This is a genomic window from Williamsia sp. DF01-3 (genome assembly GCF_023051145.1).
GTDB lineage: Bacteria > Actinomycetota > Actinomycetes > Mycobacteriales > Mycobacteriaceae > Williamsia.
This window is the reverse complement of sequence record NZ_JALKFS010000005.1, coordinates 3,213,886-3,227,063: the sequence shown is the minus strand read 5'-3', so window position 1 is coordinate 3,227,063 and position 13,178 is coordinate 3,213,886. Positions and strand designations below refer to the sequence as shown.

The window sequence follows — 13,178 nt, the reverse complement described above, 5'->3', positions numbered from 1 at the left end:
TTCGGGTGGACCGGAGAGCGCTTTTCAAGAGTGGTCCAGCGACTTCTCGGGGGGCCAACGGTCGGTGATCATCTTGGTCATCTCGTCCACCCAGGTGTCGTCGAGGGCCGCGTCGCTTCGGATGAGAATGCGAAAGATCGCAGTGCCGGCGACCACCTCGGCGAGCATGGGCAGGTGGTCGTCGTCGCGGCGCTCTTGTCCGAACCGAGATTCGAATGCCGGGAGATTGCCGCCCAATCGCGCGATCATCATGGCGTGCAGCTCAGGATCGGCAACGGTGTCCGCGATCAGACCCGGTAGCGCCAACCGCACCTCCGGTCTGTCGAAGATGACCCGGACCGTCTCGACCAGACCCCGGATCTCCGCGCGGATGTCGCCGGAACCATCTGGCACGGGTATCGATTCGGCGTACAACACGGCTTCGTGAACGAGCTGTGCCTTGCCCGACCACCGGCGGTAGATGGCTGCAGTGGTGGTTCCGGCCCGCGCAGCGATCGCCGACAGTGACAACGCGGAGTAGCCGGTCTGGAGGATCAGTTCGCGTGTGGCAGCGATGATCGCGGCATCGATCCTGCCGTCACGCGGTCGCCCGGGTGTGGACTGCGCAGAGCTCTTGTTTTCACTGCGGCTTTCTGCTGTCATGGCTTCACCATAGTTCCAATACGGTACGCATCGTATTTGAGGAGAGCTAGTGCATCTGAGCCCGCTCGACGAGTTCCCCATTCACCAAACGCCCGCGCCTCTGACCTGGCCGGCTACGTCTGATCGAAATTTCTACGACCGGTCGTACTTCAACGTGCTCGACCGGGCAGGCCGTTTCATGGCACTGACCGGTATCGGCTATTACCCGCGACTCGGCGTCAAGGACGCCTACTTCGTCGTTCGTCGCGGCGACACCCAGACCGCGGTGCACCTCAGCGACGCCATCGACGACGATCGCCTTCATCAGAACGTCAACGGCTACCGCCTCGATGTCATCGAGCCGCTACAGCAGGTGCATCTGACGTTGGCACAGACCGAAGGTATTTCCGCCGATCTCACCTGGCGCGGGTTGTTTCCCGCCGCGCTCGAGGAGCCGCACCAGATGCTCACCGACAGGCGGGTGACCCTGCAGGCGTCTCGCTTTGCGCAGGTCGGTTCGTGGCAGGGCTGGATCGATGTCGATGGCGAACGACTGGAGGTCAGTCACGACAGCAGTGTGGCGAGCCGTGACCGCTCGTGGGGCATCCGACCTGTCGGCGAGGCCGAGCCGGCCGGACGGCCAGACGCTTCGTTCCGTGGAATGTGGTGGCTGTACCTGCCGTTGGCGTTCGACGACTACCAGCTGTTCTTGATCCTGCAGGAAGATCCCGACGGCCACCGCAGCCTGTACGACTGCACACGCAGGTGGCGAGACGGTCGTGTCGAGCAACTCGACGGAGTTCGGGTGAGCATTGACTACCAGCCCGGCACAAGGATTCCTCGGAGCGCTCATGTGGAGTTCATGAACCGCGCCGGAGACAGGATCGAGTTGGACGTCGAGTCAAAGTTGTTTGCGCCTATCGCTTTCGGGTCAGGCTACGGTGGCGACTCATCGTGGGCACACGGCAGCTGGAAGGGTGCACCATTCGCTGAACGCGTCGACTTCGACCTGACGGATCCAGAGGTGATGGCCCGGGCGCCATTCAGTCTCATTGACCATGTCGGGAAGGCCGTGTGTACCGAGGCTGACGGATCGGTTCGCGAGGGCGCGGGTTTGTTCGAGCACGGCGTCATCGGGCCGCACCACCCGTCGGGATTCTCCGACTGGACCGACGCGGCGAGCTAGGCGCCAGGTATGAAGATCATGACAGCGCTGTTCGGGCCAACCGATGCACTCGAACGGGCGCACGTGCTCAAGGAAGCCGGCGCATCAGGCGTGTTCACCTTCGAAGGACCGTTCGACGTCTTCACCCCGCTGGTGCTGGCATCGTCGGTGAAGAATCTCGACGTCATGTCGAATGTTGCGATTGCATTCCCTCGCAATCCGATTCAGCTCGCCCATCAGGCCAATGACCTCCAGCTGATCAGCGAAGGACGCTTCATCTTGGGTCTGGGCACGCAGGTTCGCGCGCAGATCGAGAAGCGTTATGGAGTCGAGTTCGATCATCCGGTCGCGCGGATGAAGGAATTGGTGGGGGCGCTGCGAGCCATCTTCGCCACGTGGAACGAGGGCGAACGACTCGACTTCCGCGGCGAGTACTACCGGCACACCTTGATGACGCCGACCTTTGTACCCGGCCCGAACCCGTTCGGTCCGCCGCCGATCTATCTCGGCGCGCTCGGACCCCGGTTGACCAGGGCCACTGCAGAAGTGGCCGATGGTTTGTTGGTGATGCCTTTCGGGTCGAAGCGGTTCCTCCACGAGTCGACACTGCCTGCGGTGCGCGAGGGATTGGCTGCTGCAGGCCGTAGTGAGAGCGACTTCGAGGTGGTGCCCGAGATCATCGTGTCGGTGGATACCGGCCGCGATGACGATCACGCCTCGACTCGAATGTTGCTGGCGTTCTACGGTTCCACACCGGCGTACCGGCCGGTCCTCGACGCCCACGGATGGGGCGATCTGCAGCCAGAACTGAACGCGATGTCCAAGCAGGGCCGCTGGCAAGAGATGGCCACGCTCATCGACGACGAAATACTGCACACCATTGCCGCATGTGGCACCCCATCTGAGGTGGCCGCGCACATCCGCGACCGGGTCGACGGTGTCTCCGACCGGATCTGCCTCTACCAACCGGGCCCCATCGAGGTCGACGCACTCGCGGAGATCGTGGATGAATTGGGGGGATCATCATGACGTTGACCGCGATCGAGTTCGACGAGGTCGTCGACGGCCGCTACGGCGGAAAAGCGGCCGGCCTCGCACAGTTGCGCCGGCTGGGACTTCCTGTGCCGGTGGGATTTGTCATCGCTGACGCTTCCGAGCAGATCGCCGCCGATGATGTGGCTGAACGCTTCTCCCAGATGGCTTCGGCCGGTGCGACTCCGGTGGCCGTGAGGTCCTCGGCAGTCGGCGAAGACGGCGACGACCAGTCCTTTGCGGGACAGTACGACACCGTGCTGGGAGTCGACTCCGTCGATGACTTTGCTGCGGCTGTTCACACGTGTGCGGCGTCGGTTCATTCCCGACGGGCGTCGTCGTACAGTGGACAGACCACGGCCACAATGCATCTGGTGGTGCAGCACATGGTCGATGCGCGAGCCGCAGGCGTCGTGTTCACCGCAGATCCGGCCACCGGCCGGCGCGACCTCATGGTGATCGATGCCATCGCCGGGCTCGGCGAAGCGCTTGTCGACGGGTCGGCGTCCCCAGACCACATCGTTTTGGATTCCGAGGGCAACCCCGCCGTTCGTGAGATTGGTGAGACGCCGGTCCTGTCGTCCGACGAAATCTCGGACATCCGGGCGGGCGCCCTGCGCGCTGTCCACCATTGGGCCAAACCGATGGATCTCGAGTGGGCCATAGACCAATCGGGGAAGCTCTGGTGGCTGCAGGCTCGTCCTATCACCACTCTGCCCGGCGATCTTGGCGAGATGGATTCACCACTCGCGGGTGCAGACCATGTGTACACCCGCTGCAACATCGGCGAGATGATGCCCGGGGCGTTCTGCCCGTTGACTGCTTCGGTCTCCGGTTTTGCCATCGACTACGCGATGCAGATGACGCAGGTGGTGGCGCGAGCGCAGCCGAAGTACGAGAAGCCGTGGCTGCAGGTCGGCTATTTTCAGGGGCACATGTTCTTGAACCTGACCGAGGGCACCGGTCTGAGCTCGGGGATCCTGGGCAATTCGCTCGAACAATTCTCCACCTCGATCTGCGGTCGGGTGGTTGACGAGTTGAAACCGAAACCACCAAAGCCGTTCTTGCGCAGACTGGTCAACACCGTGCGGCTCACCACGTACGCGTTGTCTGCCGGGCCCGCGATCCGGCGATTGAAGGAGCAGATCGCCGAGTTCGAGGTGCCGACCGGTGATGACCCTCGGCAGGTGTTGCGGCAGCTCGAACGCGGGGTGGAACAGTACTGCGACATCACCTTGACCCATGTGCGATCGTCGTCGCGCGCGGCGGTCGCCGCAAACGTCCTCGAGAGCGTTTTGATGCGACAAGCAGTCAAAGAAGGACGTAGCGAAGACGAGGGTCGCGCCGAGGCGACCAGGCTCATGGCGGCGCGTCCGATGTCGAGAGCGCGCTCATGTTGGAAGAGCTCGACTCGGTGGTACAGACCATCGCGGCCGACGACGTGGCTGCCACGAAGTTCTTGACGGGGGAGCCGGGTACCGCGGTCGGGGAGTTGCGCGCCACCGGCAGCGCAGCCGGGGTAGCGCTGGAGAAATTCCTGGAGCGCCACGGCCACCGTGGATACCGCGAGCTGTGCATGCGCGATGCCTCGTGGGCCGAGGACCCGGAAGGGCTGGGCGCGATGATGCAGGTGATGGTGCGTTCCGCGCTCGATCCGTCCGACCGCGGTTCGGCCAAGAGCCGGCCCGAAGTGCCCAGCGCAGCGTCCATCAGACTTCTCGCCAGGTTGGCGCAAGGAGGCGCACGAGGGCGCGAGGAGACCAAATCGAAGATGGCGCTGATGGCGCATTCACTCAAGCTGGGCTACCGGCATCTGGGTGAGGTGCTGGCCGCGGCCGGGCGACTGTCTGATTCGGATCTCGTGTTCTTCTTCGACCGGGCAGAACTGAACCGCGTCGTCGATTCCGCCGATAACGGCGATCTTGTGCATCGAGCGGTCAAGCGCCGGCAGGCGCTGGCATTCCAGGACTCGCTGGAGTTCGACGACGTGTCTGTCGGGCGGCCGATACCGCTCATCGTCCGGCCTCAGCGAGGTGTCACCGACAACGAGATCATCGGCCGGCCGGCGAGTCGTGGGACTGTCGAAGGCGTTGTGCGCGTCGCCAAATCGATCATCGAGGCGCGCGACGTGCAACGTGGAGAGATTTTGGTCGCACCGGTCACCGACGTCGGTTGGACGCCGTACTTCACCGTCATCGGTGCACTTGTCACCGATATCGGCAGCTCGGTGTCCCATGGTGCTGTGGTGGCGCGCGAATACGGTTTGCCGTGCGTCGTCAACACGTTGGTGGCCACGCAGACGTTGAAGACCGGTGATCGTGTTCGCGTGGATGGAGACCGAGGGGTGGTTACCCGTCTCGACCGCTCTTGAGCTGGTGGTCGCGGCACGCGGCGCACGCGAAGACCTGACCGACGATCAGCCTGACCTGCGTAGATCCGGGCGAAATTGCGCGTCAATGTTGCGCATCTGGGAGCAGTGAACGCCGCGGCGCCGGCATCGCTCGCCGGCGCCGCGGCGCGAAGTCAGGCGTCTGCAGACGACAGCACGTTGGCCACGAAGGCCTCGACGCGAACGCGCAGCCCCGTCACCGCCTCGGCCCGTATCGCGTCGAGATCGGTATGCCGGTGGAAGGCGGGTGGGAGCCGGCGGACGTTGCGTGAACAGCTGAAGTCCTCGCAGGCGAGGACACCGATCGTGTCGCCGCGGCGCCCAGCAGAACCCATCCGGCGCGTGGAGAACATGACCGCTGCGCTCGTCAGAGTGACATCGCGACACCATGTACACATGGCCCGTCGCTTGGGGACGGCCTCAGCCTGCGTCAACAGCAAGGTGATGACGTCGCCCTGATGTGGGACGCAGATGTAGCCACGACGGGGGATCTTGCGATCCCGCCATCCGTAGAAGTTGAGCGCCTCGAAATCGGTGTCGTCGAAGTCGGCCGGGAACGTGACCCGCTTGATCTCGCTGCGCGTCGCACCGCGAAATGAGTCGATGATCTGCTGATGGGTAAGAGGTTTCATGGTGGATCCGTCCGTGCAGGTACGGCCCCTGTTGGGACCTGCAGTGAGACCGCGTCCGGGACGCGGTGAGTCGATTCCCCGAAACATCGGGGCGAGGACATGACTGAGCTGCCGACCATCACGGTCGGCTGCGGGGCGCAGTCATCTCATAGAGGCGCGCGCGGCGCCAGTACCTGCTTCGACTCGACGGAACACGAAAACACCGTACCGGTTTCTCAGCGGTCGTTGCATCCCAATTTGCCGGCGCATCATCGGCCGACGCAGCGGGTAGTCGGTGGACTGCCGGCATCCGGTCTCGTACGGTTCGTGTATGCAAGCGGTAGCGACTCGGCAGCGCACTCAGCCGCCCCCGCCGTGGGTGGTGTTCGAGGACCTGGCCAATCCCGGCCGCGCTTCCCAGCGGCCGTGGTTGCATCTGCTCGACGACGAGACGCCACCGCGCGTTCTTGCCACCCAGCGCCCGACACTTGTTGTGTGGTCATCGATCTGGGCGAAGCGACCCGATGCAAATATCCAGTTCGACCTGACGGGAAGCGGCAGCGAGACGGCACTTCGATGGACTCTGCTGGTCGAACCACCCGCTCCAGATGACCGCCTGTTCCGGCACATGTGTCAGCGGATCGGGAAGCTCATCAATGCTGGTCTCCGCTATACCTATGGACACTGATGCTGGATGACGACAGCACGGCGGCGCAGAGCTAGTCGGGTGGTGCGTTGGTACCGGTGTCTCAATTCTGGTCTGCCCGAGGACCGCGCGTGGGGTCGCATTGTTCGATCCGTCCGGCAACCATCTCGACCCATTCGCCGATGATGCGGTCGTCTTGAATCGAAAGTGGTTGTAGGCCCAGGAAGTGCGGCATTGTCCGGTGCGCGAACAATGCGTTCATCGCGATTGTTGCGATGTTTTCGGCCCGCTCCCTCTCGATGCCGGGGACATTCCGTTGAACCCAGCTCGCCATGCCCGCGTACGACTGGTCAACAAGATCGGCCAGGGTGTCGGCCAGTTTGGCCGGTCGGTTACGAAGTTCGGAAGACACGATGCGCAGGAGTTGACTTTCTTCGTCGATGACCTCGAGCGTGTACCGGCCCATGACGGTGAGCTCGGAGCGGATGTCGGTGAGCCCCTCGAAGATATGCCCGATGTCGCGCAGCGCGCGCAGGCGGTCGAGTTGACGGTCGATTCCCGCTTCCAGGAGCTGTTCTTTGGACCGAAAGTGGTGGTAAAGCCCGCCTGAACCTGGCGTGAGGCCTGCTGCTTCCTCGATCTGGGCCACGCTCGTCGCACGGTAACCCTGTTCTCCGAAGAGGCGCATCGCTTCCTCGATCAATCGGTCGCGCGTTGCTGTGCTCATCACCCTCATTCCGTACGGTCACACGCCGTGTGGTCGCCCCGATAGCGTCAACGCCGTTGACACGCCCCAAGTGTGCACTTAGTGTAGCCAAGTGAGGTCCTAAGTAACCACTTAGGAGTCTGAGGAGGCGCATATGAATGCGGTTACCGATCCGTCAGCACTGCAGAGATGGAAGTGGCCAGACGGCACAACGTCGGTGCTGTCTCGGCCTTGGGATCACGGCCGCCGGCCCATTCATTTCGACGAACAGACTCAATCGTGGGTGATCAGTGGATACAACGCGGCCCGCGAGGTGTTGCTCGGCACTGGATGGAGCAGCGATCCGTTGGCTGCCGAGGTCAGTCGCCAGGCGTTGCGGGCCAATGGTCTTGAGGACGCGCCGCTCGCGCAGACCATGCTCTCCCTCGACCCACCCGACCACGGAAGGGCCCGCGGCGCACTTCGCGACGTCTTCACGCCGCGCTACATCGCGTCGATGAGTGACGGGATTGCGGCGATCGCCGCCGAAGTCATTGGTGATGTCGCGTCAGGGGTAACTTTCGACTTGATGTCGAGGATCGCCGAACCACTGCCTATCGCTGTCATTGCGGAGTGGTTGGCGCTCGAACCTCACGTTGCGCAGTTGATGTGGGACAAGACGAGTGAGTTGGTGCTCGGGTTGGAAGGGACAATCCTTCCTTCCGATGACGTGCCATCGATATCGGGGCTGACTGCGGTGCTGGCCGAGTTCCTGCCTGTGTGCGCCGAGCGCCGGCAACAGCCCGAGAATGATCTGCTCAGCTTGTTGGCCACCGACCCCCAACTCGAACTCGACGAAGTGGTGTCCAACGCGATTCTTCTCGCCGTCGCCGGTCACGAGACAACTGCAAAACTGTTGGGAACGAGTATGATTCGTCTTTGCGCCGGGGACGTCGGCGATAGGTTGATAGACACGCTCGACGACGTCGGCGCCGACCGGGTGATTGACGAACTACTCCGCCTGGACGGGACAGCCCAGATCGTCGTGCGCGCCGCGACCGGTCGCCGCGAGATTGACGGACACACAATTGAACCGGGTGCGCGGGTCATCGTCGCCATCGCGGCAGCCAACCGGGACCCAGAAGTGTTCGAGGCGCCGGACGAGTTCCGTCCCGACCGCGACAAGGGGCGGCCGCATCTAGCCCTCGGCTACGGCCGACATCGCTGTCTGGGTGCAGCATTGGCAAAGCTGGAACTGGCTATCGCCCTAAGGCAGTTGTGCGCTCGTCGACCACAGCTCGCCGGACCAGTGACCTGGCACGCCTCGGGAATCCTGCGCGGACCCACCCAGGTCCCCTTGGTCTTTACCGATAGGGCAGAACGATGAATGACGAAAGCTCCATCCCCGATGAAGAAATCCGATTTGGATCTGTGCAAGCCGGCAGAGTTCGCCGCACCGTCCCTGTCGTCGGTTTCGCTGCGCGCGCAGCCGGCGGACGAGTCGTGGCGGGCCTGCGCTCGCGTGCAGGAGACACCGAGGCCCTCGGCCGATTCCACGAGCGCACCGCTCAACGCTACGCAGACCTGCTCGGCCACTCAAAAGGCGTGTTGATGAAGGCAGGCCAACTCGTGTCGACCTACGACGTCGATCCCGACGTCGGTGGGCCGTTCGCCGCCTATCAGGCTGCGTTGCAGCGCCTTCAGTCCGACGCCCCGCCGATGGACGTCGCTACGGTCCGGGAAATCATCGAAGTTGATCTCGGTCGCCCGGTCGAAGAGTTGTTCGTCGAGTTCTCCCCGGAGCCGGTCGCTGCGGCGTCCATCGGACAGGTGCACCGGGCGCGGCTCGCCGATGGACGAGAGGTCGCGGTGAAAGTCCAGTACCCCGGTGTGGCCCGCGCGATCAGAGATGACCTCGCCAACACTGAATTGCTGGCCACGTTCCTCAAACTCGGGATGTCGTTGACACCGCGGGCGATGCGCACCGACCAGCGATCCGCTGCCGCTGAAGTGGCCGAGCGAATCGCTGACGAACTCGACTACCGCCTCGAAGCACGCAGCATCCGACGATTCGCCGACCTGTACCGCGGACACCCCTTCATCCGAGTGCCGGACGTGGTCGACAGTCATGTCGGCGATCTGGTGATAACCATGACTTTTCTCGATGGGGTGGGGTGGGCACAGGCCCGCACCGCCGACCAGGAATTGCGTAACCGCTGGGCTACGGCGATCGGCTATTTTGGTTTCGGGGCGTACCGCCACAGCAACCTGTTCAATGCAGACCCGCACCCGGGCAACTACCGATTCGGCAACGACGGGACAGTAGGTTTTGTCGACTTCGGTTGTGTCAAACAGTTCCCCGAGTGGGTTCGCCGCGGAATTGTCACAATGTTTCGGGCCACCTGCGAAGGCGACCGCCACGAGTTGTACCGCCTGATGATCGACAACGGCTTCATCACTGCCGACACGGATCTCGGTGTCGACGATGCCTTTCAGTGGTGGGCAATGATGGCCTCGAGCGTGAACACTGAACAGCCGCATACTTTCGTTCCGGCAGACAGCACCGGCTTAATGCAGTCCATGTTCGACGACGGGCCGATAGGTATTGCGGTACGCAAAATGCAGATTCCCAGCGATTTCGTCATGCTCGCCCGAATCAACCTGGGTATCAATGCAATTCTCAGCGAACTAGGAGCCACTCTCGACACCCGCGAGCAACTCGATTGCCTCGACGGTATCGGAACACCCAACACCGACGCCGGTCGTGCTCACGCCGACTGGGCCCGGCGCAGAGGACTACCGTTTGGTCTCACCCCTCGCTGAGCAACACACCGTTCTCAGCAGGCCTGCGCAAATGTAAGGCTGGTGTCGGACGCTCTTGCCTTTCTGGATTGGCGTTTGGTGCGGTGGTGCAGCCCGCGACCAGCACCAGCAGCGTCGGGATGGCTGGGGGATCGGCCGTCCCACGTCTCCACAGACAGTGACGCACCAGCGTGACCGGCTCCTACTTCTTGGTTGTATACCGGAGGAGCACCGCGCCGGATGGAAACGTCCGGTTCTCAGTCAGCTTTAACGAGATCCAGCTGTCCAAGGCTGGAAAGAACGGCAGCCCGCCGCCCACCGCGGCGGGGGTGACCACCATGTGGAACTCGTCAATGAGGCCGGCCCTGACCAACGGCGCGGCGAGCGTGGCACCGGCAACGTCGATCACCCCGTCGGTGTCCGCCTTCAGTCTTGCGGCGAAGTCGACGACATCGCCTCGCTCCAGTCTCGAGTTCCAGCCGACCGAACCGAGGGTGTTCGAGAACACCACTTTCGGCATCGCACGCCACAGCCGGGCGTACTCGGCCTCCACCGGCGACACGTCGGGGGCCTCGTCGGCGGTCGGCCAGTGGGCGGCCATTAGCTCGTACAGCTTTCGCCCGTACAACGACACCGCCGTGTTGCGGACCTGGTCGTTCCAGTACTGGTGCAGTTCGGCATCAGGGTCGCTCCACCCGATATCGCCGTTCCCGTCGGCGATGTAGCCGTCCACTGAGATATTCATGCCGTAAGTGAGTTTGCCCATGCGAGTTAGACCACCCCAAGGACCGAAACTCATCGGACTCGCAGTGGGGCCGGGTTCGGGTTTCGCGATTCGCCGCCTGACATCCGGAATTTGAAGGTAGGGAGGAGCGAGCAGATGTCGGAGCCCGCCGATCGATGGAGAAATCACTCATGACGCAACCAGAAGCGATGGCGGGCGGCGGGCAGTACAACGAGCACTCGACGGCGCAGTTGAGTGCCGCGGCACGAGCCTTTCCGCTGCTTCGCTCGGCAGCCGCAGTCGTGCCACCGACCTCCGACGGGTCGCTGACGATCGCTGACTACGGATGTTCAGAGGGACGCAATTCGCTGGCCCCCATGCGCGCCGCGATCGACGAAATGCGCCGCGTTCATCCGGCCGACATGCCGATCAGCGTGGTCCACACTGACCTCCCGCTGAACGATTTCAGCTCGTTGTTTGCCACTGTCGCAGACGATCCGGGCACCTACGCTGGTCCCGGTGTCTACACCAGCGCGGTCGGGAGGTCGTTCTACCGACATATACTCCCGCCGCGATCTGTCTCTCTGGGGTGGAGTTCGATTGCGCTGCATTGGCTCAGCGCAGCTCCGGGGCCGCTCGACGGCATGTGGTACACCGACGGGACGCAGTCGCAGCGTGACCGGTGGGCCCGGCGGGCGGGCGATGACTGGGCCCGGTTCCTCGACGCCAGAAGTCGTGAGTTGTTGCCGGGTGGACGCCTCGTCATCGTGGTCGGGTCGGCTGATTCGGCCGGCTACAGCGGGGCCGAAACCGTGATGACAACGCTCAGGCGCGTCGCCGACGACATGACCGAAACAGGACGCCTGCCCACGATGTCGCTAACTCCCATCCCGGCGTGGTACCGCACCACAGCCGAGTGGCATGCGCCATTCCCGCACGCCGCCTTCACACTTGATCATTTCGAAGAGGTAGTCCTGGGTGATCCGATTGCCGAGCAGAACGTGGAGGGCGACCGGGGGCAGTACGCCCGCGACGTTGCCGAGGCCATTCGGGTGTCGTTCGGCCCGTCATTGCTCGCGGCCATACCGCACGAGGACCGCGCGGCGATCGAGCACGAATTGTTCACCGAGCGGCTGACGGACGCCATCAACCAAGACACCACGGTCGGCTTCGACTGGCGGCTGGCGATCATGATGTTGAGCAGGCGTGACGCCGTCGGCGAATAGCGCGATCCATGCGGGACCAACCGAACTGCGCGTCGACGCAATCAGTGCCCACCGGGGCTACGCGACAGAACAACTATTGGCGCTCACCTAGGGAGCCTCACACGGTGAACGAAGCTGCTCGCGATTAAAGCCGTCGATATGGACCCTAAGGCACTGCACAGCCAGTAGCATTCGACGGAATTCGGGGATCTGTGTGTGTGGACGATGCGTCGCATTCGTCGCGCACTAGGGGGTTGATGAGGAAACGTCTACGCTTAGTTGCAATTTTGATGTTGGCAATCTGCTTTGTCGCTGCGTCGCCCGCCACGGCGACCGCCGCGCCGCTGCCAGTCAGCTACGACTTCAACACGGGGATCGTCGCCGAGTTGACCAACCCGAACGGCTCATTGCCCGGTACCAACGATTGGTCGTGCCGGCCAAGCCCGGCGCACCCGCGACCCGTGGTGTTGGTACACGGAGGATTTGCGAGCCAACAGGTCAATTGGGGAGTGTACGGCCCGCTGCTGAAGAACGAGGGGTACTGCGTTTACGGTTTGACATATGGCCAGATCGACAATGCGCCCTGGCCTCTGTCCGCAATAGGTGCTCTTGATCCCTTGGAAGACGATGCCGCCGAACTCTCGGTGTTCGTCGAACGCGTTCGCACGTCAACACGGGCTTCGGAAGTCGACATTATTTCCCATTCGCAGGGAAGCTTGGTGTCGGGATATTACGCGAAGTTCCTAGGGGGAAAAGACATCGTCGCCAACTTGGTTGCCCTTGGCGCGCTCTGGAACGGCACTGCTGGACCCGCGGGGGAAGACTATCTCCAGGAGATGCACGAACAGCTCGGACTATCAGGTGCGCTCTCGATTCCGTTGTGCCCGGCCTGTTTACAGGCAGTAGAGGGATCTGACTTCATCACGACACTGAATGCCGATGGCTCGCCGTATGTTTCAGGCGTCCGGTACACGAACATCGCCACGAAATACGACGAGCTCGTGATTCCGTACACGGCGGGTTTGACGCCTGGGCCCGCAGGCACAGCAGTGCACAACATCGTGGTCCAAGATGGGTGCGCGATCGACCGAACAGCGCACCGAGGCCTTGCGGCAACACGCCGGGTCGCAACATTTGTACTCAACGCTCTCGATGACGCTTCGCACCGTCCAGCGCCATGTGCGGTTGTCGAACCGAACTCCGGAGTCGGCTAACACCCTGTCCTCTGCGGATGACGCGCAGTATGGGCTGGCGGTCAGACGATGACCAGATTCCGCGACAGCGGTGTTCATGCCACG

11 protein-coding genes and 1 pseudogene are annotated in these 13,178 nt (G+C 63.0%); 8 read left to right on the top strand and 4 right to left on the bottom strand.

The window, feature by feature from the left end; all coding sequences use genetic code 11:
- Positions 1-24 precede the first annotated feature (24 nt).
- On the bottom strand, positions 25-642 hold the full coding sequence (locus MVA47_RS17310; RefSeq protein ID WP_247208883.1) for a TetR-like C-terminal domain-containing protein: 618 nt from the start codon (positions 640-642) through the stop codon (positions 25-27).
- Between the two features lie 49 nt (positions 643-691).
- Between MVA47_RS17310 and MVA47_RS17305 the strand changes: the two genes are divergently transcribed.
- The 3 genes and pseudogenes from MVA47_RS17305 to MVA47_RS17295 all read left to right on the top strand — a co-directional run bounded on the left by MVA47_RS17305 (position 692) and on the right by MVA47_RS17295 (position 5,189).
- On the top strand, positions 692-1,807 hold the full coding sequence (locus MVA47_RS17305; RefSeq protein ID WP_247208882.1) for a hypothetical protein: 1,116 nt from the start codon (positions 692-694) through the stop codon (positions 1,805-1,807).
- Positions 1,808-1,816: 9 nt separating this feature from the next.
- Complete coding sequence (locus MVA47_RS17300; protein ID WP_247208881.1) at positions 1,817-2,815, top strand: TIGR03617 family F420-dependent LLM class oxidoreductase; 999 nt, start codon at positions 1,817-1,819, stop codon at positions 2,813-2,815.
- Positions 2,812-5,189, top strand: a pseudogene (locus MVA47_RS17295) (PEP/pyruvate-binding domain-containing protein). Before MVA47_RS17300 ends, MVA47_RS17295 begins: the two are co-directional and overlap by 4 nt.
- Before the next feature lie 152 nt (positions 5,190-5,341).
- Here the strand turns inward: MVA47_RS17295 and MVA47_RS17290 are convergent.
- The gene (locus MVA47_RS17290) at positions 5,342-5,839 is read right to left on the bottom strand and encodes an FBP domain-containing protein (protein ID WP_247208880.1); all 498 of its coding nucleotides are present in this window, start codon (positions 5,837-5,839) and stop codon (positions 5,342-5,344) included.
- A 310-nt stretch (positions 5,840-6,149) separates the two neighbouring features.
- On the opposite strand from MVA47_RS17290, the gene MVA47_RS17285 reads away from it, so the two are divergent.
- Complete coding sequence (locus MVA47_RS17285; protein WP_247208878.1) at positions 6,150-6,506, top strand: hypothetical protein; 357 nt, start codon at positions 6,150-6,152, stop codon at positions 6,504-6,506.
- Positions 6,507-6,567: 61 nt separating this feature from the next.
- On the opposite strand, the gene MVA47_RS17280 is transcribed toward MVA47_RS17285, so the two are convergent.
- Entirely contained in the window at positions 6,568-7,191 is a 624-nt protein-coding gene (locus tag MVA47_RS17280) for a TetR/AcrR family transcriptional regulator (RefSeq protein WP_281504793.1), read from the bottom strand.
- Between the two features lie 133 nt (positions 7,192-7,324).
- On the opposite strand from MVA47_RS17280, the gene MVA47_RS17275 reads away from it, so the two are divergent.
- Together MVA47_RS17275 and MVA47_RS17270 are read left to right on the top strand one after the other, a co-directional pair.
- Positions 7,325-8,536, top strand: a complete 1,212-nt coding sequence (locus MVA47_RS17275; RefSeq protein WP_247208875.1) for a cytochrome P450 — start codon at positions 7,325-7,327, stop codon at positions 8,534-8,536.
- The gene (locus tag MVA47_RS17270) at positions 8,533-9,972 is read left to right on the top strand and encodes an AarF/ABC1/UbiB kinase family protein (RefSeq protein WP_247208874.1); all 1,440 of its coding nucleotides are present in this window, start codon (positions 8,533-8,535) and stop codon (positions 9,970-9,972) included. Before MVA47_RS17275 ends, MVA47_RS17270 begins: the two co-directional genes overlap by 4 nt.
- A gap of 181 nt (positions 9,973-10,153) precedes the next feature.
- On the opposite strand, the gene MVA47_RS17265 is transcribed toward MVA47_RS17270, so the two are convergent.
- Positions 10,154-10,717, bottom strand: a complete 564-nt coding sequence (locus MVA47_RS17265; RefSeq protein WP_247208873.1) for a dihydrofolate reductase family protein — start codon at positions 10,715-10,717, stop codon at positions 10,154-10,156.
- 149 nt (positions 10,718-10,866) lie between these two features.
- On the opposite strand from MVA47_RS17265, the gene MVA47_RS17260 reads away from it, so the two are divergent.
- On the top strand, positions 10,867-11,901 hold the full coding sequence (locus tag MVA47_RS17260) for a class I SAM-dependent methyltransferase (protein WP_247208871.1): 1,035 nt from the start codon (positions 10,867-10,869) through the stop codon (positions 11,899-11,901).
- Positions 11,902-12,137: 236 nt separating this feature from the next.
- Complete coding sequence (locus tag MVA47_RS17255; RefSeq protein WP_247208869.1) at positions 12,138-13,094, top strand: triacylglycerol lipase; 957 nt, start codon at positions 12,138-12,140, stop codon at positions 13,092-13,094.
- Positions 13,095-13,178: the final 84 nt, after the last annotated feature.